The 20,563-nt window shown below is 60.6% G+C and carries 22 protein-coding genes; 8 read left to right on the top strand and 14 right to left on the bottom strand.

The genetic code is table 11. From position 1 onward, the window contains the following. Window positions 1–110 precede the first annotated feature (110 nt). The 12 genes from M2394_RS21640 to M2394_RS21585 all read right to left on the bottom strand — a co-directional run bounded on the left by M2394_RS21640 (window position 111) and on the right by M2394_RS21585 (window position 12,487). A complete protein-coding gene (locus M2394_RS21640; protein ID WP_178925745.1) occupies window positions 111–1,607 on the bottom strand; it encodes an aldehyde dehydrogenase in 1,497 nt (498 codons plus the stop codon). Continuing rightward, window positions 1,607–2,509 (bottom strand): dihydrodipicolinate synthase family protein, encoded by a 903-nt coding sequence (locus M2394_RS21635; RefSeq protein WP_178925746.1) that lies wholly within the window; start codon window positions 2,507–2,509, stop codon window positions 1,607–1,609. Before M2394_RS21635 ends, M2394_RS21640 begins: the two co-directional genes overlap by 1 nt. 37 nt (window positions 2,510–2,546) lie before the next feature. Continuing rightward, entirely contained in the window at window positions 2,547–3,878 is a 1,332-nt protein-coding gene (locus M2394_RS21630; protein ID WP_259174505.1) for an MFS transporter, read from the bottom strand. A 161-nt stretch (window positions 3,879–4,039) separates the two neighbouring features. Continuing rightward, complete coding sequence (locus M2394_RS21625; protein WP_259174503.1) at window positions 4,040–5,359, bottom strand: FAD-binding oxidoreductase; 1,320 nt, start codon at window positions 5,357–5,359, stop codon at window positions 4,040–4,042. Between the two features lie 82 nt (window positions 5,360–5,441). Next, a complete protein-coding gene (locus M2394_RS21620; protein WP_178925749.1) occupies window positions 5,442–6,164 on the bottom strand; it encodes a GntR family transcriptional regulator in 723 nt (240 codons plus the stop codon). A 138-nt stretch (window positions 6,165–6,302) separates the two neighbouring features. Further along, window positions 6,303–7,316: a GlxA family transcriptional regulator gene (locus M2394_RS21615; protein WP_259174625.1), complete on the bottom strand. Its 1,014-nt coding sequence runs from the start codon at window positions 7,314–7,316 to the stop codon at window positions 6,303–6,305. Between the two features lies 1 nt (window position 7,317). Beyond that, window positions 7,318–8,163, bottom strand: a complete 846-nt coding sequence (locus M2394_RS21610; RefSeq protein ID WP_259174501.1) for a proline/glycine betaine ABC transporter permease — start codon at window positions 8,161–8,163, stop codon at window positions 7,318–7,320. Next, a complete protein-coding gene (locus tag M2394_RS21605; RefSeq protein ID WP_178924122.1) occupies window positions 8,160–9,008 on the bottom strand; it encodes a proline/glycine betaine ABC transporter permease in 849 nt (282 codons plus the stop codon). Before M2394_RS21605 ends, M2394_RS21610 begins: the two co-directional genes overlap by 4 nt. Beyond that, complete coding sequence (locus tag M2394_RS21600) at window positions 9,005–10,117, bottom strand: glycine betaine/L-proline ABC transporter ATP-binding protein (RefSeq protein ID WP_178924120.1); 1,113 nt, start codon at window positions 10,115–10,117, stop codon at window positions 9,005–9,007. Before M2394_RS21600 ends, M2394_RS21605 begins: the two co-directional genes overlap by 4 nt. An 89-nt stretch (window positions 10,118–10,206) precedes the next feature. Continuing rightward, entirely contained in the window at window positions 10,207–11,055 is an 849-nt protein-coding gene (locus M2394_RS21595) for a glycine betaine ABC transporter substrate-binding protein (RefSeq protein ID WP_178924118.1), read from the bottom strand. A 352-nt stretch (window positions 11,056–11,407) separates the two neighbouring features. Next, complete coding sequence (locus M2394_RS21590) at window positions 11,408–11,836, bottom strand: tetratricopeptide repeat protein (protein ID WP_259174499.1); 429 nt, start codon at window positions 11,834–11,836, stop codon at window positions 11,408–11,410. 48 nt (window positions 11,837–11,884) lie between these two features. Continuing rightward, a complete protein-coding gene (locus M2394_RS21585) occupies window positions 11,885–12,487 on the bottom strand; it encodes a TetR/AcrR family transcriptional regulator (RefSeq protein ID WP_259174498.1) in 603 nt (200 codons plus the stop codon). 102 nt (window positions 12,488–12,589) lie between these two features. On the opposite strand from M2394_RS21585, the gene M2394_RS21580 reads away from it, so the two are divergent. The 7 genes from M2394_RS21580 to M2394_RS21550 all read left to right on the top strand — a co-directional run bounded on the left by M2394_RS21580 (window position 12,590) and on the right by M2394_RS21550 (window position 18,111). Then, window positions 12,590–13,330, top strand: a complete 741-nt coding sequence (locus M2394_RS21580) for an SDR family NAD(P)-dependent oxidoreductase (RefSeq protein WP_259174497.1) — start codon at window positions 12,590–12,592, stop codon at window positions 13,328–13,330. 374 nt (window positions 13,331–13,704) lie between these two features. Further along, window positions 13,705–13,854, top strand: a complete 150-nt coding sequence (locus M2394_RS21575) for a hypothetical protein (RefSeq protein WP_178924110.1) — start codon at window positions 13,705–13,707, stop codon at window positions 13,852–13,854. An 88-nt stretch (window positions 13,855–13,942) separates the two neighbouring features. Continuing rightward, window positions 13,943–14,260 carry a transcriptional regulator gene (locus M2394_RS21570; RefSeq protein WP_259174496.1) on the top strand — a complete coding sequence of 106 codons (318 nt, stop codon included), beginning with the start codon at window positions 13,943–13,945 and terminating at the stop codon, window positions 14,258–14,260. An 80-nt stretch (window positions 14,261–14,340) separates the two neighbouring features. Further along, window positions 14,341–14,862 (top strand): helix-turn-helix domain-containing protein, encoded by a 522-nt coding sequence (locus tag M2394_RS21565; RefSeq protein WP_259174495.1) that lies wholly within the window; start codon window positions 14,341–14,343, stop codon window positions 14,860–14,862. A 22-nt stretch (window positions 14,863–14,884) separates the two neighbouring features. Then, window positions 14,885–15,994, top strand: a complete 1,110-nt coding sequence (locus M2394_RS21560; RefSeq protein WP_259174493.1) for an HlyD family secretion protein — start codon at window positions 14,885–14,887, stop codon at window positions 15,992–15,994. Then, window positions 15,991–17,556 (top strand): DHA2 family efflux MFS transporter permease subunit, encoded by a 1,566-nt coding sequence (locus M2394_RS21555; protein WP_178924105.1) that lies wholly within the window; start codon window positions 15,991–15,993, stop codon window positions 17,554–17,556. Before M2394_RS21560 ends, M2394_RS21555 begins: the two co-directional genes overlap by 4 nt. Window positions 17,557–17,649: 93 nt before the next feature. Beyond that, complete coding sequence (locus M2394_RS21550) at window positions 17,650–18,111, top strand: PaaI family thioesterase (RefSeq protein ID WP_259174492.1); 462 nt, start codon at window positions 17,650–17,652, stop codon at window positions 18,109–18,111. Between the two features lie 89 nt (window positions 18,112–18,200). Here M2394_RS21550 and M2394_RS21545 read toward each other — a convergent pair whose 3' ends face one another. Further along, window positions 18,201–19,043 (bottom strand): SDR family oxidoreductase, encoded by an 843-nt coding sequence (locus M2394_RS21545; RefSeq protein ID WP_259174491.1) that lies wholly within the window; start codon window positions 19,041–19,043, stop codon window positions 18,201–18,203. 124 nt (window positions 19,044–19,167) lie between these two features. On the opposite strand from M2394_RS21545, the gene M2394_RS21540 reads away from it, so the two are divergent. Continuing rightward, window positions 19,168–20,133 (top strand): AraC family transcriptional regulator, encoded by a 966-nt coding sequence (locus tag M2394_RS21540; RefSeq protein ID WP_259174490.1) that lies wholly within the window; start codon window positions 19,168–19,170, stop codon window positions 20,131–20,133. A gap of 98 nt (window positions 20,134–20,231) precedes the next feature. On the opposite strand, the gene M2394_RS21535 is transcribed toward M2394_RS21540, so the two are convergent. Then, window positions 20,232–20,561, bottom strand: coding sequence for a hypothetical protein (locus M2394_RS21535; RefSeq protein WP_178924099.1), 330 nt, complete (start codon window positions 20,559–20,561; stop codon window positions 20,232–20,234). Window positions 20,562–20,563 lie beyond the last annotated feature (2 nt).

The following is a 20,563-nucleotide window of genomic DNA, read 5'->3' as shown; positions in this document are numbered from 1 at the left end:
GGGCTTCGAGAAAACGAGCAGGGCCGTGGACTTCTTATTGTTGACCCGGTTGAAAGGAAGGCGCCCCCATCGCCGCTTGCGTGGAGCTTTGTAAAGGGGCGCCTGTTTTTTTAACTTTCGGACACGTCGATCCAGATGGTCTTGAGTTCGGTGTACTGGTCGTGGGCCCAGATGGACTTGTCACGCCCGCCGAACCCGGACTGCTTGTAGCCACCAAACGGTGTCGAGGCATCGCCTTCACCGAAGCAGTTGACGGTGACAATGCCGGCGCGGATCGCACGGGACAGCTTGATCGCGTTGCGCAGGTTGTCGGTGTACACCGACGCGGCCAGGCCGTAGATGGTGTCGTTGGCCAGGGCGATAGCCTCTTCCAGCGTGGTGAAGGTGGTGACGGTCAGCACCGGGCCGAAGATCTCCTCCTTGAACAGCACGCTGTCTGCGCCAACCCCATCGACCACTGTGGGTTGCACGTAGATGTCATCCTCGGTCTTGCCGCCGAAGACCACCTGCAGGTTCTCGTTGCCGGCCTGCACCAGGTACGAGCTGACTTTGTCGAAATGCGCCCGGCTGACCATCGAGCCCAGGCGGTTGTCCGGGTCCAGCGGGCTGCCCATCTTCCAGCCTTGCAACTGCACGCCAATGCGCTTGAGCAGCGCGTCCTTGATATCGGCGTGGACGATCAGGCGTGACGACGCCGAGCAGTTCTCGCCCATGTTCCAGAACGAGCCGTTGACGATGTGCCCCGCCACCAGGTCGAGGTCGGCCACGTCGTTCATGACCACGGCGGGGTTCTTGCCCCCCAGCTCCAGCACGATGCGCTTGAGGTTGGATTCGGCCGCGTATTGCAGGAACAGACGGCCAGTGTCGGTGGAGCCGGTGAAGCTGACCATGGTGACGTCCATGTGACGCCCTAGTGGCTCGCCCACTTCACGGCCACCACCGGACACCACGTTGAACACGCCGTCCGGGATGCCGGCCTGGGACGCCAGCTCGGCCACGCGCAGCGCCGTCAGGGTGGTTTCCTTGGCCGGCTTGACCACGATGGAACAGCCAGCGGCCAGGGACGGCGCGATTTTCCAGGCCAGCATCAGCAGCGGGAAGTTCCACGGCAGCACCAGGCCGACCACGCCGATGGCTTCGCGCACCACCAGGGTCAGCGCGTCATTGCCCACTGGCGCGGTGTTGTCGTAGATCTTGTCGATCAGCTCGGCGTGCCAGCGGATCATGTGGATGGTTTCCGGCACGTCGGTCAGCTGGCACTCACGCACCGGCTTGCCGCTGTCCAGGCTTTCGAGCACGGACAGTTCGTGGGAATGCTGCTCCAGCAGGTCGGCAAAACGCAGCAGAACTTTCTTGCGCGTGCCCGGGCTGAGGGTGTGCCAGCGCCCATCGTCAAACGCCTGCTTGGCCGAGGCCACGGCGTAGTCCACGTCGTCGCTGTTGCACGCGGTGATTTCAGCCAGCACGTCACCGGTTGCCGGGTTGGTGGTGGTAAACGTCTTGCCCGAACCCGAGGTATGGGCCGCGCCGTTGATGAAGGACGTGGTCGGGAACCGGATGTCCTGGGCAATGGCCGCGTATTCGGCGGCGCTGAGCAGATGGGTCATCATGCACCTCCGACAATGTGTGCGACGTTACGCTTGAGGTCGGTAATGACGGTCTCCAGCGCGTGTTTCTCGTTTTCGAACAGCGGTTGCAGCGGCGCACGCACGCTGCCGGTGCGCAGGCCGTTGAACGCACACCCGGCCTTGATCGCCTGGACGAATTTGCCGCCTTCGAGGAAGTCCATCAGCGGCATGAACGCGCCCATGATCCTGCGGCCTTTGTCGAAGTCTTTTTCGACCACACACGCCTCGTACAGCGCGATGTGTTCACGGGGCACGAAGTTGGAGCCGGCACACACCCAGCTGCGGGCGCCCCAGGCGAAGAACTCAAGGGCCTGGTCATCCCAGCCGCAGGACAGCGCGATGTTCGGGTATTGAGTGGCCAGGCGATGGACCTGGCCCATGTCGCCCGAGCTTTCCTTGATGGCCACGACGTTTTTCGAGGCGGACACGGCCTTGAAGTACTCGTCGCCCATGCTCACGCTCATGCGGCCCGGGTAGTTGTAGAGCATGATCGGCAAGCCCGCGGCCTGGTCCACGGCCAAGGCGTGGATGGCGTTTTCCTGTTCGGTGGGCAACGCGTACGGCGGCGAACCGACGAGGATCGCATCGGCCTTGATGGCGCGGGCAGCCTTGGCATATTCCACCGAGTCTTCGGTGCGGATGGCGCCGGTGCCGACGATCAGCGCAACGCGGTTGCCGATGACTTCCTTGGCGTGGGCCGCCAGGTCGATGCGCTCCTGGGCGGTGTGCGCGTAGTACTCGCCGGTGGAGCCACCGATAATGATGCCGTGCACCTTGGACTCAATCAGGTATTCCAGCACGTCTGCGAAGGCTGCGCTGTCGATCTGGCCAGTGGCGGTCAACGGGGTGATTGCCGGGGTGTAGATGCCTTCAAATTTCATGGGTGTCTCTCCAACTGTGAATATGAGGTTTTTTCGCTCAACTGCTTAAAGCCGCTGCGTCGCGCAAGTTCAACGCGCGTGTTTCCGGGGCCATGGCCCAGGCGGCCGCGAGGCCGACGAAGGTCACGCCGGCCGCGACGTACATGGTGTTGCCGATGCCGATCGAGGCCAGCGACAGCGGCACCAGGTAGGTGCCCACGGCGGCGCCGACCCGCGACAGCGAGGTGCCGATGCCGACGGCAAAGGCGCGGATTTCGGTGGGGAACAATTCGTTGGGGTAAACCAGCTGCAGCACTTGCGCGCCGCCGATGAACACGGCGTAGGCGCCGAACAGGCACAGCACCAGCAGCTCATGGCGGTTGGAGAATGCCGCCAGCAACAGCAGGGCAAGGCCCGACCACAGGAAACTGTGGATCAGCATGCTGCGTCGGCCGATGGTGTTGATCAGCCGTGTAGCGAGGACGCAGCCCACCACGAACAGCAGGGTGATGAACATCGAGCCGTAGGAAGCCCACTCCCCTTTCAGGTTCAGGGCTTGCAACACCTTGGGGGCAAAGGCGTACACGGCGAACACCGGGATGATCGAGCAGGACCAGAACACCGAGACAAAGAACAGCCGCTTGCCGTAGCCCGAACGCAGCAGGTCGCGGAAGGTCATCTTGCGTTCGTCAGGTTGCTCGGGCAGGTCGCGCAGCGAATAGTGTGGCCCGTAGACGCGCTTGATCACCTGCTCGGCTTCGGCCTCACGCCCCTTGCTGAGCAGCCAGCGCGCGGATTCCGGAGTGCCCAGGCGCAGCACGAACAGCACCAGCCCGATCACCGAGGCGCTGGCCAGCGCATAGCGCCAGGCGTCATTGGCGCCGGTGTTGATGATGGCGTTGCCGACCACATAGGCAAACGCCGCACCGGCAAACCACAGAATGGTCAACGCCGCGAGCCGTGGGCCCCGTTGTTTCTTGGGCAGGAACTCCACCAACAAGGAAGTGGCCACCGGGTATTCAATGCCCACGGCCAAACCGATGATGAAACGGAACAAGAACAACGCCCACGCCGATTCAACCCAGAATTGCGCCAGGGAACACACAATAAATAACGAAGGGCCAATGAAATAAACTTTCTTGCGCCCCAACTTATCGGTCAACCAGCCGCCAATAAAACCGCCGAAGAACACACCGATCAAGGCAGACGCGGCAATCAGCCCTTGCCAGAACTCGATCAGCGCCAGGGCGCCGGTCACCTGCATCATCGCGATGCCGATAATGCTTAATACATAACCATCGACGAATGAACCACCGCCCGAACGGGCCGTGAGCAATCGGTGAAAGTTATTGAGCGGTATATCCTCAATTGAGGCATTCGGACTTGTCATTATTATCTCCTACTTCGCTTCGTTCATTTGCCGGAGTACAACGCACACTTGAAATCCAGGCGAATGAATGCCGTCTCAATCAGAAACCGCAGTCGCGCAAACGCCTGCTGTTTTCCAATCAATAGATTAAGTTCGGTATTACGTAACTAGCGTGTTGCGGGTCAGCTTTCCTGGCCGGCGCGACTTTGTCCCCATAGCAAGTTCATGTTTACACCCGCTGAAAGCAGCGGCTCCGGTGGGTTTCTGCTCGGGCCCGGGGACGTCAACAGGAAGTCCACCAGGTGATTGCTTTTGCCCGCCAGCCACTCGGCCAGCAAGGTGCCGGTGACGGTGCCGCGGGTGACGCCCAGGCCGTTGCAGCACAGGGCACCATAGACGTTCTTGGCCAGCTCGCCGAAGTGCGCCATGTGGTTGCGCGACAGGCTCAGGGAGCCACCCCAGGTGTAGTCGAACGTCACGTCACGGTGCAGCGGGAAGCGGCGGTCGAAGGAGGCTTTGTGGCGCTTGACGAAGCGTTGCAGGTACTTGGGGTTGCTGCGCCCGTCGGCGTTGAAGCTGAAGCTGTTGCGCACCAGCAAACGGTTGTCGACGGTGCGGCGCAAGGTGGTACCGAAGGGATCGGCCGGGATCACGCCCCAGAATGGGTTGCCTCCCAGGCGCGCCTGCTCTTCTTCGTCCAGCGGACGGGTCAGGCTGGCGTAGGTGAAGATCGGCAGCATGCGACTTTTGAGGAAGCCGAAACTCATGGCGAAGGCGTTGTTGGTGAGCACCAGCTTGTCGGCGACGATGCGGCCGTTCTTGTGGCTGAGCACGGTTTTGTCACCGTACTCCACGTCGGTGATCGGGGTGTTTTCGTACAGGGTCACGTTGGATGGCAAAGTGTCTGCCAGCCCTTTGACCAGCGCCGCCGGTTGGACCAGGGCCGTGCCCGGGGTGAACAGCGCCTTGCGATAGAAACCCGTGCCGATGCGGCTGGGCAGTTCGTCGGCTTTGATCACCTGGTAGGCCTGGCCGAGCTTGTCGAGACCGCGCTGGTAGGCGTCCAGTACCGCGATGCCGCGGTCTTCGACAGCGGCCTGGTACTTGCCGCAATCGCGCCACTGGCAGTCGATGCCGTGCTGCGCAACCAGCGCACGGAGCATCGATTGCCCGGCGAGGTTGAGCTCCATGCTGATTTTGGCGGTGGCAATGTCGCCGATATAGTCTTCGGCGCCGATGTCGTGGGGCAAGTCGATGGCAAAGCCGGCGTTGCGCCCGGAGGCGCCGTAGCCGACTTCCTGCGCCTCGATCAATACGATCTCGTCATCCGGAAAATTCAGCGCCAGTTGGCGGGCCGCCGCAAGGCCGGTGAACCCCGCCCCTACCACGGCCCAGCGCGCCGAGCGAATGCCACTGTGTGGCGGGCGGGCCACGCGCGGTGGGCTGAGATGAAACCAGCCGCAGGTTGAATCGTCTGCCGGGGTGTTTCTGATGAGTGCCATGTTCGCGACCTGGGTTCTTTTATAGTTGTTAGAGCTAACAGCCACCCGTCTGCATCGCGTCACACTGCCCAGCCTCAACCGGTCAGAAGGTAAGCGCTACATCCAGGCCTTCGGGCGCCGCGTACTCGGACATCCGCCGACGGGACAGTTCGAGGTGGGCCCGCACGATTTCCCCGGCCAAGACCGGGTCGTGTCGTTCAATTGCGTCGATCATGTCGTCGTGCTGCTGGGCGGCCACTTCCAGGTCTTCCTGCATATCCACCGTGGTCGGATGGCGGTAGAAGATCTTGCCCAGACGGGCGTGGTCGATCAGCAAGCGCTGCAAGCTCGGCATCAGGTAGGCGTTGTGGGCCATCTTGCCGATCTGCAGGTGAAACTCGTCGTTGTACAACACTCGGTTCTCGACATCTTTTTCATCGATGGCCGTGCGGAACAAACCTTGTATCCGCTTCAATTCCTCAACTTCAGCCGGCGTCGCGTGGGAGCAGGCCAACTGCGTGGTGGCAATGTAGATCAGCGGCGCCGCCAGGAAAAAACTGCGCAGCGACTGGTAGCTCATCGCCGACACCCTTGCCGCGCGGTTGGCTTCCAGATCGATGTAGCCCTCCGCCGCCATCTGCCGCATCAGTTCACGCACCGGCGGGCGCGACAAACCGAACTCATCACACAGCGCCAACTCATCCACCACGGCACCCGGTGCCAGTTCCATGCTGAGGATGCGGCGCCGCAGCGCATCACCCAAGACCGCCTTCCGGTCGATGGTTGGCTCGACGGGAGCCGGGGTGCTGAGTTCTTTGGTAGCCATGGTGAAACCTTCCTAGTAGTAAGTGCACACGGTCTACTACCTGTATTCGCACTATAAAACAACAATATTCTTATTGTCTACAATTAATATACACAACGTAAAACGAGACTATGGCCCAATGGCTACGGGCTTAATCAGTTATTTGACGAGGCGGATTTCCTTCGAAGGCCGATGCCCGAAATAGGCGCTGTAGCACTTGCTGAAATGACTCGGCGAGACGAAACCACAGGCCACCGACACCTCGACGATGCTCAGCGAGGTATGCTGTAACAACCGCCGCGCCTCGGTGATGCGCAGGTCCATGTAATAACGCTGTGGCGAAGTGCCGAGCTGTTCCTTGAACAGGCGCTCGATCTGCCGTCGCGAGCGGCCGGCGTACAGGCACAGGTCGAGCATCTGCAACGGTTCTTCGAGGTTGACGTCCATCAGGTTGATCACCTCACGCAACGGTCCGCTGATCGACAGGTTCAACATCGGCTTGATACGCCTGAAGCGTGACGCCTCGAACGCCAGGATGTCCTCGATACCATCGGTGAGGCTTTTGCCGTGCAGGCTGCGGATCCACTCCAGGGCCATATAGAAGGCACCCGTCGGGCTCGATGCCGTCAGCCGATCACAATCCACCACGTAGGCTTCACTCGTCACTTGGGTAAGCCGGGCTATCTCGGCCAATGCTGGACGGTGCTCCGGATGCACCGCGCACCGGTACCCGTCCAACTGCCCTGCCCGCCCCAGAAACCACGCACCGTTCCATATCCCGGCCAGCGTCACGCCTTGCTCCACCGCCACTTCCAGCAACAGGCTCAGTTCATCGTTGTAGCGCAACGGCGTGCGATAGCCGCCGCAGATCACCAACAGGTCCAGTTCGCACACCGCATCGGGTGTCAGGCGCTCGTCCGGCCGGATCACCAAGCCCAGGTCGCTGACGATTTCGTCGGTGCCGAGGCCAAAGGTTTTTGTCGCAAACACTGCCGGCCGCAACAGGTTGGCGGTGACGATGGTATCGAGCGCCTGGGTGAAGGCCGGCAGCGAAAAATGTTCCAACAGCACAAACCCCGCCCGCGCCCTGCGCACCTCCTGGCTCGGCTGAGCGTCGAGATAGCGCAGGTTCTTGCCCTGCATCGCACCGCAGAATTGCCGTCGCTCCACCACCTCAGGCACGCCGAGCCTGGCGCTGCAACGCACCGCGTGACAGGCGATCGAGCAACAGCGCCACCGCCACGATCGCCAGGCCGGCGCGCAGGCCCAGGCCCATTTCCATGCGGGTCAGGCCGCGCGTCACTTCGGCGCCCAGCCCCCCTGCCCCCACCAACCCGGCCAGCACCACCATCGCCAGCGACAGCAGGATGCACTGATTGAGCCCGACCAACAGCGTGGGCGCGGCCGTGGGCAACTCGATCTTGAACAGGATGTGCCGAGGCGACGCACCCATGGCCTGGCCCAACTCCAGCAGGTCCTTGGGCAGTTGCTTGAAGGCCAGAGTGGTCAAGCGCAACATCGGTGGAATGCCATACACGATGGTGGCGATGATCGCCGGCACACGGCCCAGGCTGAACAGCATCACTGCCGGGATCAGGTACACCCACGGCGGCACGGTTTGCATGATGTTGAGGATCGGCAGCAGCGCCGCGTCCACGCGCTTGACTCTTGCGGCAAGAATGCCCAGGGGAAACGCGACGCTGACAGAAATCAGCACCGCCACCGAGACCAGTGCGATGGTCTGCATCGACGCCACCCACAGCCCGGCGAACAGGCAGAACGCCAACATCAGCCCGGCAAACAGTGCCACGCGCCACTTGGCCAGGCCCCATGCCGCCAGCACCACCACGGCAATCAGCCCATACGCAGGCGGCGCGAGCAACACCGTTTCGATGGCGCCCAATGTGGCTTCGATGATCTTGCTGATGATCACGAACAGGCCGTGCAGGTTTGCGTTCAACCAATCGATGGCCGGTGCCAGGAATGCGCCCGGGGAAAAACGGAAGTCCGTCACGTTCATTGGCTGGCTCCCTTGCGCGCCTGGGCAGCAGCCTGCGCGAGGCGGTCGAGAATCATGGTAAGAATAACGATGGCCAGTGCGGCGTTGATCGACTTGGCGATATCCAAGGTGCGCACCGCGCCGTAGATGGTTTCGCCCAAGCCCCCGGAACCGACGATCCCGGCGATGACCACCATGCCGAACGCCATCATCAGGCTCTGGTTGACCCCGGCCATGATGCTGGGCATGGCGAACGGCAGGCGGATCTTGAAGAACATCTGCAGGCCGGTCACGCCGCTCGCGTCGCCGAGTTCGACGAACTCCTTGGGCGTCATGCGAATACCCAGCGAGGTCAGGCGCAAGGCCGGCGGCACCGCAACAATAAAGGTCGCCAGCAACGCGGTAGCGGGGCCGTACCCGAGCAAGGCGATGGCCGGCAGAAGGTAGATATAGGGTGGCAACGTTTGCACCAGGTCCAGGCACGGGTCGACCACGCGGTCGAACGCCGGCGTCAACCCGGCCAGCACGCCCAGCGGTATCGCCACCAGCAGTGCCAGCAAGGTGGCGGTGAGCACCAGGGCCAAGGTGCCGACGGTTTCCGGCCACAGGCCGATAAAACTGCACACCAGCAACGCCATCGCCGACAGCAGCGCAAACCGTGCACCCACCATGCGCCAGCCCAGCAGGCCGACCGCCAGGGCAATCACGTAGAACGGCGGCGCAGCGAGACACCACTGCACGGCCTTGAACACGCCAGTCAGCGCGGTATTGGCCCCCTCGAAAAACGCCTCGCCGTTGTCCTGCAGCCACATCAGGCCCGCGTCGACGGCCGCATCGAACTGCACCGAGAAATCCGGGACGCTCATGACGAAGTCTCCAACACGGGAGCCAGCGCCTGGGCGTCGTTGGGGATGCCCTGCACGCCGCGCAACAGGTCCTTGGCGGTGATCACGCCGACCACCACGCCGTGCTCGACCACAGCCAGGGGTTCAAGGTCGGCGTTCATGGTCAACCCGATCAGCGCATCGATATCCGTGTCGGGGGAGGTCTGGGGCAATCGAGAGAAATCGCACAGCGGGAACGCTCGTGTGTAGAGCGCAATCGGCGTCATCACCGAATGGGCCTTGACCAGGTGCAAGCGCGAGATGCCCGCGACGAATTCGGCGACGTAATCATCGGCCGGGTTCAACACGATCTCTTCGGCGGTGCCGACCTGGATGATCACCCCGTCCTTCATGATGGCGATGCGATCACCGATGCGGATCGCCTCCTCCAGGTCGTGGGTGATGAACACGGCGGACTTGCCCAGTTCCTTGGTGAGTTGACGGAACTCGTCCTGCAACTGGCGACGGATCAACGGGTCGAGCGCGCTGAACGGCTCATCCATCAGGATAATCTCAGGGTCAGCAGTCAGCGCACGGGCCAGCCCGACACGCTGCTGCATGCCACCCGACAATTCGCTGGGGTAACGCGAGGCCCAGTCGGTCAAACCGACCTTGGCCAACGCACGCTCCGCCACCTTGTAGCGCTCAGCCTTGCCGACGCCCTGCACTTCCAGACCGAAGGCGGTGTTTTCCAACACCGTGCGGTTAGGCAGCAACGCCACGCTCTGGAACACCATGCCAATGTTTTTCGCCCGCACATCCCGCAACTGCGCAGGCGATAGGGCAGACAGATCCTTACCCTTGACCAGCACCTTGCCGGCGCTGGGGGTGATCAATTTGTTCAGCAAGCGGATCAGGGTCGACTTGCCACTGCCGGACAAGCCCATGATGCAAAAAATCTCACCGCGGCGAACCTGCAGGCTGACATCCGAAACCCCTACTACACAGCTGAAATCCTGCAACACCTGGGTCTTGCCGAGCCCCCTGCTGACCACCGCGTCCATCGCCGCCTTGGCATTCTGACCGAAGATTTTCCAGACCGACTGGCAATCCACGAGCACTTCGTTGGTGTCTATTTTGACCGTTGTCATCTTTGAGCCTATTGAACCAGTCGGGCTGGTTTTTCTAATGGATCAGAACGCGTTATCCGTACCTGGCAGTGGCAAAAAAAGGTCGATGCTTATTGTTTGATATTGGCCCAGCGCTTCATCAGGTCTGCGTGGTTGTCGGCCCAACCGGCGACCGCTTCATCCATGGTCTTGCCGTCCTTGACCACACCGTTGATGGCGGTGATATCGGCCAATGGCACGTACACGCTGGCGATGACTTCACGGGCATGGGGGTATTCGGCGGCAAAGCCTTTATGACCGATCCAGTAGTAAGCCTGGGGCGGCGCGAAGGAGCCTTTTGGGTCCTTGAGGAACTTGAGGTCGAACTTCTGGGCCATCCACGACGGCTCCCAGATCGTGACCGCGACCCATTCCTTGCGGTCGACCGCCGACTTGAGCGCGGCGGTCATGGCGGCGGTGCTGCCTTCGAGCAATTGCAGCTTGAGGCCATAGTCCTTGACGGCCTTGTTGGCGTCGCTCATCAAGCCCGAGCCGGGTTCGATGCCGACGATCTTGCCGCTGAACTTCTCGGCGTTGTCATTGAGTTGGTCCAGGGAATCGATGTCGACGTACTTGGGCACCGCGATTGCCTGATACAAGCCGTAGGAAACCGGAGAGAGTTTTTCCAGGCGGTTCTTGTTCTTGTTCCAATAGTCCTGGGTGGCGTAGTCGGTCTGCGAGGCCAGTACCTGCACATCGCCTTTGGTCAACGCGGCATACGCGATGCCGATTTCGGAAAACTCGACGACCTTGACGGTGTAACCGGCATTCTCCAGGACCTTCTTGGTAATGCCGGTAATGGGGGTCAAGTCCTCCCAGGACATCGTTCCAACCGTGATGGTTTTTTCTTCTGCCTGCACCGGAAGAATCACCATCCCCATCAGTGCAACCGCACAAACCGTTTTCCAAAGTTTCTTCATGGCGTGCCTCGATCTCATTTTATTTGTAGTGTCGGACCTCTGGTTGCCAGAGGAAGGAGTGACGCGAAAACAAGGGGTTCAGCGCTGAAAAAGACTGCCGGGCGAAGCCAGACTGGCATGGGGGAAAGTGCGGGTCAATAGGATGTATTTTCTGTGTATACAAATAGAATTCACACAGAACACAAAATAAATAATATTTTTTTCACTTAAATCAGATAGTTACAGAGGTACGCCTCGACAGCAGCAGGTCGCTTACAGGAAAGTATCGGGTCGTTTTTGGAATGCCGTTGCGTGGGGAAGAAAGGGTGGTTGGAGGGGCAGCCGCCAATGGGTAACAAGCGTTACCCAGTCGTCACAACGTTGCCCGGGCTTTTAAGAAACTTAAGTAGTGCGGACTTTCATTGGCAAAAATGTCTGCCCCAGCGCCCATGTAGGCCCGCATCAACTCGTCTGCCGCACGGTCCTCTTGCCCTTCATCGAGATAAACCTGCCCGAGCCGCAAGTGCAGAAAGGGGTTGCCAATGGCACCAGGACAGGTCATCGCATACTGCAACGCATCACGCGCAGAACCCTTGTAGCCCGACAGAAAACAGGCGTCGGCTATTGCCGCCAGAATCCAGGTTGACGCTTGCCAGTCGTTTTTTGGCTCAGGCACCAACTGCCACGCGGCGTTATATTCGGCTATTGCAGCCTCGTATTTTCCTTGTTCAGCCAACGCGTCACCCACGCGTGAATGATGTTTTATTTGCTCGTGCAGGGCGCTATCGAGTTCAGTGCTCATATCCAAATCCCTCTAGAAAATCACAGGACACCAGACCTACCCGTTGAGTCAGTCTTGACTACACACCGGCCAGACCGTCATCGCCATCCGCGCCACCTGCTGCAGACTTTCGCGGGAGGCCCCATCCCGAGCCTGCACCGACATGCCCTGCTGTACGCCAATGATGAACCTGGCGAAGGTCTGAACATCGGTGTCGGCAGGCAACTCTCCCTCGGCAACAGCCTCGGCGATTCGCTCTTCAAGTTTCATCACACCAGTTTGACGCAGATCCTGCACCCAGCAGCCAAGGGATTGCGGCCCTTCACTGCCGACGTTTGACAGGGTCACCATGCAGCCACCGGGCCGGCCTTTCAACGTGAGCACGTCGGCGGATTCCATCAGGAACTGCTCTACCGCCTCACGCACGGGTGAAACCTCATACACCGGCTTCCAGATCGACGGGGTGACGACCTCCCGATAGCGCGTCACCGCCTCGACGTACAGCGCCTCCTTGCTGGTGAACGCGGCGTACAGGCTGGGGGAGCCGATGTCCATGGCGCTGCACAGCTCTGAAATCGACGTTGCGCTGTAGCCTTTTTCCCAGAACAGCGTCATCGCGGCATCAAGCGCTTGATCACGGTCGAAATTGCGTGGACGACCTCGGGTAGACATGGATAACTCCTATTTCTGTATCGATCACCACAGTAATTGATTGACAGCCCTGGAACAACCTCAGCATATTTATATAACGATCAACACAGAAAGGCAGTTCACATGACCACTCTTAACGGAAAACGCGCCCTGGTAACGGGCGCAAGCCGTGGTATCGGCAAGGCGATTGCACTGGCACTGGCAGCAGAAGGTGCCGACGTGGTGATTACTTACGAGCGCTCGCGGGAAAAAGCTGAAGCCGTTGTGGCGCAGATCAAGGCGACCGGGCGCAACGCCTTCGCCTTGCAGGCCGACAGCGCCGACGCGCAAGCGGTGAAGAACTCGGTAGACCAGGCTGCAGAGGCGCTCGGCGGGTTGGACATACTGGTCAACAACGCCGGCATTTTTCAGTACGGCACGCTCGAAACCCTGGACTTGGCCACGCTGGACGCGGTGATCGACGTCAACATCAAGTCCGTCATCCTCGCCAGCCAGGCCGCGCTGGCGCACCTGCCGGACGGCGGTCGCATCATCAACCTGGGCAGTTGCCTGGCCGAGCAGGTTCCCGCAGCCGGCTTGAGCATTTACTCCATGAGCAAATCCGCGCTGATCGCCTTCACCCAAGGCCTGGCCCGCGACCTGGGGCCGCGCGGCATCACCGTCAATATCGTCCACCCCGGCCCCACCGACACCGATATGAACCCCGCCGACAGCGAGAAAGCCGCCGCCAGCAAGGCCGGCATCGCGTTGGGCCATTACGGCACCAGCGAAGACGTTGCCGCGGCGGTCACCTTCCTTGCCAGCCCTGGCGCCAAGCAGATCACCGGTGCAGGTCTGCTGGTCGATGGTGGCGTGAACGCTTGAGGCGGATGCGCGCTGTGCATCAGAGGTTTCTACGAAAACAAAAAAAGACGCCAAAGCGTCTCCTTCCATAAATCGCAGGCAAAAAAAAGCCACTCGTTAGAGTGGCTTTTTTCGTAATGCTTGGAGCGGGAAACGAGGCTCAGACTCCCGCTCTATTTCCTTGAAATATCTATAGTTTTTTTCAAAATCAGCGGTTTCGATGTACGCAATTACGTACTCACTCTTTTAAGCTGGCAACCCCCCTCCCGATGGAGGCGCTGCACGCCCTACCAGCCTCGCGTGTCAGTCACGTCTGAGACGCTTGTGCGGTGTCGCCGACAGCCCGTTCTGAAAACGCAACACCAGGCGAAAAAGCCCAGGCCAGCTGCAGGCAAATGCGCTATGTAGTCACCCGTACCGACGCGTTCGGCCGCGACCTGTCAGACACCGACCGCGTGGCCACCCGCTGCCTGCTGCAAGCGTTGCAACGCCCTCGGCCAGAGCTGGCCCGCCAGCCCCAATCGGCCACGCCCGCCGAGGCCTAGGCAAAACCATTTACGTCCCGGTCACTTTACCTGCCCAATGCCGCTCACCAAGGATGGATCACGCAGGCGCACACAGGGACGTACCACGATGACGATCGGCGCACGCTTACGTGAAAAACGACTACGCCTGACACTGTCCAAGCGCGCCTTGGGGGAGGCCGGCGACGTGGAAACCAATGCCCAGCGGCACTACGAGGATGCCAGCCGGTCGCCCAAGGCCAACTACCTCGCTGCGATTGCTGCTGTTGGGGTGGATGTGCTGACGGGAGAACATCACCTCCCGCGACTGAGCCGCGACAATCTGGCCCAGTCTCACCACGACCTGTTGCGCTACCAACGCCAACTCAGACAGTTACAGCGCCGCTCAGAGGGACTTCTGCAGACGCTACATCAACGTAACAAATAATTTCTCAAGTGACTTTCATTATGAAAGCCACCATGCAATATTATGGATGTAATATTGCTCATTTGGTGCGGGTGATCATGATGAAAAAAGCCAGTTTCCAGTCCATGCCTTGTCCGGTCGCCCGTGCTCTGGAGCACATTGGTGATGGCTGGAGCCTGTTGATCCTGAGGGACGCGTTCTACGGATTGCGCCGCTTCGATGAGTTTCTTGCCAGCCTCGGCATCGCTTCAAACACGCTGACCCGCCGCTTGAACACGTTGGTGGCCAACGGGTTGCTGGAGCGGCACTCGTACCAGAACAACCCGCCGCGCCATGAGTACCACCTCACCGAATCCGGCCGGGACCTGCGGCAAGTCATCCTCACGCTGATGGCCTGGGGTGCGCGGCATGCAGAGGGCTCGAACAAGGTGTTTCTCGCCGACGAAGCCACTGGGCGCCCCGTGGCACTGGGGTTAATGGACACCAACACTGGCAAACCCATCACCCGCGATGGCCACCGAGTGCATGTTGCCGACGATGCCGAGACGTTGACGCTATGGCGCGCGCGAACCGGCCGCGCCTATGCCGACAAAGATCAATTGGTCAGCCCCTTCCCCCACTAATTTTGAATGAGGTCATTTCGCCATGGACGCTCCAGTCAGCGCTGTGCCCGAACCCGCAAAACCATCCCGGCGCAAACAGGCAGTGCGGCTGGGTTTGCTGACCCTCGCTGTGGCGGGCGGCGTGTGGTACGCGAGCCACTGGTGGCTGGTCAGTCGATTTGTTGAAGACACCGACGATGCCTATGTGGGCGCGGATGTGACGGTGATCAGCGCCAAAGTGCCCGGCTATATCAGCGAAGTGACGGTGCTGGACAATCAGTTCGTGCATGCTGGCGACGTATTGGCGCGCATCGACGTGCGCGACTACCGCACCGCCCTGGCCAAGGCCGATGGCGCCGTGGCCGCGCAACAAGCCAGCCTGGCCAACCTGGATGCCACCGAACAACTGCAACTGGCGGTGATCAACCAGGCCAAGGCACAAATCGACGCCACGGACGCCGAGTCGCAACGGGCCGGCGATGATCAAACGCGGTACCAGAACCTGGTGCGCAGCCAGGCTGTGTCGGTCGAAAGTGCACAACGGGTCAACGCGGTGTGGAAGACCGCACGCGCCGACCACTCCCGGGCGCAAGCCGGGTTGATGGCCGCACGCCGGCAAATCGACGTGATTGAAACCCAGCGCGGCCAAGCGCGTGCGGCACTGCAACAGGCGCAAGCCGAACGCGACCAAGCCCAACTGAATATCGGCTACACCGAACTGCGAGCACCGGTGGACGGGTATGTGGGCAACCGCCGCGCCCGGGTCGGAGCCTACGCCGCGGCCGGCAGCCAACTGATCTCGGTGGTACCGGCAAAAGGGCTTTGGGTAGACGCCAACTTCAAGGAAGACCAGTTGGGGCGCCTGCAGATCGGGCAAAGCGTGAGTATCCGCGCCGACATCCTCCCCGGCCGTGAATTCCACGGGCACATCGAGAGTCTGGCTCCCGCCACCGGTGCGCAGTTCAGCGTGTTGCCGCCAGAGAATGCGACCGGCAACTTCACCAAAATCGTGCAACGCGTGCCGGTACGTGTGCGGCTCGACAGCAGCGACGCCGAATTCGGCGCCCTGCGCCCAGGCTTGTCGGTGATGGCCAAGGTCAACACCCAGGAGGTGTTCGACGACCAGGCCAGCGCACTCAAGGCCCAGCTATGAGCAGCCCGTTACCCACCCTCAGCACCGCGCAAAAGGTCGCGGCCTTCGCCACCATGTGCGTGGGCATGTTCATCGCCCTGATCGACATTCAGATCGTGTCCGCCTCGCTCAAGGACATCGGCGGCGGGCTGTCTGCCGGAGCGGACGATACGGCGTGGGTGCAGACCGCCTACCTGATCGCGGAAATCATCGTGATTCCCATGTCGGGCTGGCTCTCACGAGTGATGAGCACGCGCTGGCTGTTCGCGGCCTCGGCGGCGGGGTTTACCCTGACCAGCCTGCTCTGCGCGCTGGCCTGGAACATCCAGAGCATGATCGCGTTTCGCGCCTTGCAGGGGTTTCTGGGGGGCTCGATGATCCCGTTGGTGTTCACCACCGCGTTCATGTATTTCAACGGCAAGCAACGGGTGATCGCCGCGTCTACCATCGGCGCCATCGCGTCACTGGCGCCCACACTGGGCCCCGCAGTGGGTGGCTGGATCACCGATATTTCCTCCTGGCACTGGCTGTTCTACATCAACCTGCTGCCCGGCCTGTTTGTGACGTTTGCCGTGCCGATGCTGGTCAAGGTCGATCGCCCCAACCCATCATTGCTCAAGGGCGCCGACTACATCGGTATGGGCTTGATGGCGGTGTTTCTCGGCTGCCTGGAATACACCCTCGAAGAAGGCCCGCGCTGGAACTGGTTCAGTGACAGCACCATCGCCACCACTGCCTGGATCACCGCCATCAGCGGCGGCCTGTTTATCTGGCGCTGCCTAGAAATCAAGGAGCCGATTGTCGACCTGCGCGCTCTGCGGGACCGAAACTTCGCCCTGGGCTGCCTATTTTCGTTCATTACCGGCATCGGCATTTTCGCCACCATCTACCTCACGCCGCTGTTTCTTGGCCGAGTGCGTGGGTATGGCTCGCTGGATATCGGCCTTGCAGTGTTTTCCACGGGGGTGTTCCAGTTGCTGGCCATCCCGGTGTACGCAGTGCTGGCCAGCCGTTTCGACTTACGCTGGATCCTGATGTTCGGCTTATCGCTGTTCGCCCTGTCGATGTGGGACTTCTCCCCCATCACCCACGACTGGGGCGCCAGGGAACTGCTGTTGCCGCAAGCCATACGCGGGTTCGCCCAACAAATAACCGTGCCACCCGTGGTGACCCTGACCCTCGGTGCACTGGCCCCCGACCGACTGAAGCTTGCCTCAGGGCTGTTCAACCTGATGCGCAACCTCGGCGGCGCCATCGGCATCGCCGCTTGCGCTACGGTGCTCAACGACCGCACCAACCTGCATTTCCTTCGCCTGGCCGAGCACCTGAACATCCAGAACGAATCCATGAATGTCTGGCTTGACCAGCTTTCGGGTAACGCTCAGTTGCTTGGGCAAAACAGCCTGGATGCGAGCCAGTTCGCACTGCATCAACTGTGGGCGCTGACATGGCGTGAGGCGCAGACGCTGACCTATGCCGACGCGTTCCTGATGATCATGGCGTGCTTTGTTGTCGCGGTGTTGCTGGTGCCGTTGATGCACAAGGTGCAGCCACCGAAGCAGCCGTCCGCGAATGCCCATTGAGTTTAAACGACAGGAGCCGCCACGCATCAGGCGCTCAGTAACGTTGCATCGTCCGGCCAGCGAGAACGCTGCGGCCCAAGTGGAGAAATATCAGTGAATCTAGTCAATGAAGTTGCACCCGGCCTATCCGGACTTGAAACCCTCCAGGCTTTGATTTCAGCCGGGGGACGACCGCCGATTGGCGATTCGCTCGACTTCACGTTTGTCGAGGCAGGTGACGGGTGGGCGGTCTTTACAGGCACGCCCGGCCTGCATGCTTACAACCCGATCGGCACGGTCCACGGCGGGTATGCTGCAACGCTGCTCGACTCGGCATGCGGGTGCGCCGTTCACTCAACGCTTTCAGCCACCCAGGCCTACACAACCCTTGAACTGAAAGTTTCATACTTGCGCCCCATTACCACTGAGACAGGCCCGCTGCGCGCAGAGGGCCGTGTTATCTCGGTCGGCCGGCGGGCGGCGTTTGCCGAGGCTACCTTGAAGGGCCCCGACGAACGCATCTACGCAAGCGCTACCTCCACGTTGCTGGTGATGGATCGCCCACAAAAAGCATGATGATCGGGCACTGGTCGCGGTGGCGAATGCTGAACTTCATGATCGCAACCCTGATCGACATCCGGCTCCGCAAAGACGCTCCCGAAAAATCATGCGCTGGCCAGGACGTCCGTCGAAGCAGCGAGATCCTTCTGAGCCGCGACCGCCGCTAACCGATCAGTCAACGCCTTGAAGAGGATGCCCCAAGAGTCGGAGCCTAGAACAATCCGTTTCGGTGCAGGTTCGTGATCGACACTGGCGAGGATTATTTCCGACATCTTCGCCGGGTCTCCGAGAGGCTGGCGCGAGGTATCTTTGATCATCACATGCACCATCCCGGCCGGAGTGTCCTGGTAAGCAGCTAGAGGCTTACCGAGCTGTGCCCCCCCGAAACGGAAATTGGTGCGTGCGCTGCCGGGCTCGATAATCGTGACGCCAATGTTGAAGGGTGCAAGCTCGATGGACAAAGAATCCAGAAAACCCTCCAGCCCCCATTTGCTTGCGTGATAAAGCGAGCCACCGGGCAGCACTGCCTGCCCGCCGAACGTCGAAAGGCCGATGATTCGGCCACCCCCTTGTGCACGCAAGTGAGGCAAGGCCGCGCGAATCAACATGATTGGACCAATCAGGTTTGTCGCCAGTTGATGGTTGACCTGTTCGTCACTCAGCTCTTCCGCTGCGCCAAACAAGCCATAGCCTGCATTGCTGACAATGACATCGATCTTGCCAAGCGCCCCGAAAGCGTTGCTCACCACTTGTTGGATGCCGACGGTGTCCGTCATATCCAAGTGGGTGAGCCACAGTTGATCGCCATACTTGGCCTTGAGATCGCTCAGTGCTTCCATCTTGCGCGTGGTACCTGCCACCCGATCACCGCGGGCGAGCAATTGCTCTGTCATGACGCGGCCGAAACCGCTGTTGACGCCAGTAATAAACCAAGTGCGCTGTGTCATGGGTGCCCTTTTAGACGAGTAGTCGTTCAATGAGTAGGCCCACCGCAATCATCGCGAAGGGCGTGTTGTCCGGTGGCTCTCCCCCGGTACACCTGCAAGATAACGCTCTAACTCCAGATTATTAATGCTTGATCCTCTGCATTACTTGCGTCATCGTCTGAGCATGCACAGCGATCCCCTTTCAGAGTTCCTACATTTCGTGAACGCACGATCCGTCATGTCCGGCGGACTGGTGGCAGGCGGTGCCTGGGCGATAGCCATCCCAGCGCCGGACACGATCAAGTTCTGGGGGGTGGCTCGCGGCAGGTGCTGGCTCTCGTTCGATGACGAAGCGACGCCCATCCTGCTGGAGGAAGGTGATGTGTTTCTCTCTTCGAGGCCTCGCTCGCTCACCCTCGCCAGCGACCTTGGCGCACCGCGAGTGGACCTCGGCGATGTGATCAAGAATCGCGTAGGCGCAACGGTCCAGCTTGGCAGTGGTGATGACTGCTATGTGATCGTTGCAGGTGTGGAACTTAGCTCTGACTACGATCGCCTGTTTCTGGACGCCATCCCGACAACCATTCACGTGCGGGGCACGTCGCGTCAGGCACTAAAACTTTCCTGGTTGATGGATGAACTTATCCAGGAGCGCGAAGACAATTCACCGGGCTCTGGCGTTGCCTCTGCACAGCTTGCCCACCTGATGTTCATTCAGACCCTGCGCGCTCATTTTGCTACCGAAGCCCCCCTGAGCCCGGGGTGGCTGAGGGCCGTGACCGACAAGCGTATTGCGCCGGCGCTTCGATTGATGCACGGCGATCCCGGCTATCCCTGGCAACTCGAAGCATTGGCGAAGGCAGCCGCCATGTCGCGAGCGACGTTCGCATTGCACTTCAAAACGGTCGCCGGCGTCGCGCCAATGAGCTACCTGACCCACTGGCGCATGCGACTCGCAGAGCGTGCACTGCGCGAGACGCGTGCCTCCATCGGGGAAATTGGACGGTCTTTCGGTTATACATCCGAAAGTGCCTTCAGCAGCGCCTTCAAGCGCGTCACCGGCCGGTACCCTCTACATTTTCGACGACTAATGACGCAACAACAGGCTTGACCTTGAGTTCTGGGCCAAAGCGCCCTCGAGCCCTAGCAGGTGAGTGATGAGAGCCAGGTCAATCACCTGGCCCTCAGACAGGCACGCGTCGCAAAACCTTAAACCAACCCCCTCTTACCCGCATACGCGACCACCACTTGATTCAACGCAGCACTCAGCGTGCGTTCATCCGCACTGCCTAGCGCCACTTCAAGGCTGTCCATGTAGCCCAGCAGTTGGGACTTCACCTGATGGGCGAACTCCGGACTCACCTCCTGATCCTCATAAAACAGCACGTAGGCACGACAAAATTCGCCGATCACAAAACACATCGCCGCCTGCTCGGGAACATTACGGATGATCTGCTCGCACTGCACGCGCACGCGCTTGAAGGCGTCGGTGCCTGGCAGTGCCTGGCGGAACTCTTGGACCGCGGTTGAGAAATTCATTG

Source organism: Pseudomonas sp. BIGb0164 (assembly GCF_024810135.1).
Taxonomy (GTDB): domain Bacteria; phylum Pseudomonadota; class Gammaproteobacteria; order Pseudomonadales; family Pseudomonadaceae; genus Aquipseudomonas.
The sequence above is the reverse complement of the archived record's forward strand: the minus strand, read 5'-3'. Positions and strand labels throughout refer to the sequence as shown.

Coding starts and splice junctions, on each gene's coding strand:
- M2394_RS21640 (WP_178925745.1), bottom strand. CDS start 1,607: ATGACCCATCTGCTCAGCGCCGCCGAATACGCGGCCATTGCCCAGGAC.
- M2394_RS21635 (WP_178925746.1), bottom strand. CDS start 2,509: ATGAAATTTGAAGGCATCTACACCCCGGCAATCACCCCGTTGACCGCC.
- M2394_RS21630 (WP_259174505.1), bottom strand. CDS start 3,878: ATGACAAGTCCGAATGCCTCAATTGAGGATATACCGCTCAATAACTTT.
- M2394_RS21625 (WP_259174503.1), bottom strand. CDS start 5,359: ATGGCACTCATCAGAAACACCCCGGCAGACGATTCAACCTGCGGCTGG.
- M2394_RS21620 (WP_178925749.1), bottom strand. CDS start 6,164: ATGGCTACCAAAGAACTCAGCACCCCGGCTCCCGTCGAGCCAACCATC.
- M2394_RS21610 (WP_259174501.1), bottom strand. CDS start 8,163: ATGAACGTGACGGACTTCCGTTTTTCCCCGGGCGCATTCCTGGCACCG.
- M2394_RS21605 (WP_178924122.1), bottom strand. CDS start 9,008: ATGAGCGTCCCGGATTTCTCGGTGCAGTTCGATGCGGCCGTCGACGCG.
- M2394_RS21600 (WP_178924120.1), bottom strand. CDS start 10,117: ATGACAACGGTCAAAATAGACACCAACGAAGTGCTCGTGGATTGCCAG.
- M2394_RS21595 (WP_178924118.1), bottom strand. CDS start 11,055: ATGAAGAAACTTTGGAAAACGGTTTGTGCGGTTGCACTGATGGGGATG.
- M2394_RS21590 (WP_259174499.1), bottom strand. CDS start 11,836: ATGAGCACTGAACTCGATAGCGCCCTGCACGAGCAAATAAAACATCAT.
- M2394_RS21585 (WP_259174498.1), bottom strand. CDS start 12,487: ATGTCTACCCGAGGTCGTCCACGCAATTTCGACCGTGATCAAGCGCTT.
- M2394_RS21580 (WP_259174497.1), top strand. CDS start 12,590: ATGACCACTCTTAACGGAAAACGCGCCCTGGTAACGGGCGCAAGCCGT.
- M2394_RS21575 (WP_178924110.1), top strand. CDS start 13,705: ATGCGCTATGTAGTCACCCGTACCGACGCGTTCGGCCGCGACCTGTCA.
- M2394_RS21570 (WP_259174496.1), top strand. CDS start 13,943: ATGACGATCGGCGCACGCTTACGTGAAAAACGACTACGCCTGACACTG.
- M2394_RS21565 (WP_259174495.1), top strand. CDS start 14,341: ATGAAAAAAGCCAGTTTCCAGTCCATGCCTTGTCCGGTCGCCCGTGCT.
- M2394_RS21560 (WP_259174493.1), top strand. CDS start 14,885: ATGGACGCTCCAGTCAGCGCTGTGCCCGAACCCGCAAAACCATCCCGG.
- M2394_RS21555 (WP_178924105.1), top strand. CDS start 15,991: ATGAGCAGCCCGTTACCCACCCTCAGCACCGCGCAAAAGGTCGCGGCC.
- M2394_RS21545 (WP_259174491.1), bottom strand. CDS start 19,043: ATGACACAGCGCACTTGGTTTATTACTGGCGTCAACAGCGGTTTCGGC.
- M2394_RS21540 (WP_259174490.1), top strand. CDS start 19,168: ATGCTTGATCCTCTGCATTACTTGCGTCATCGTCTGAGCATGCACAGC.
- M2394_RS21535 (WP_178924099.1), bottom strand. CDS start 20,561: ATGAATTTCTCAACCGCGGTCCAAGAGTTCCGCCAGGCACTGCCAGGC.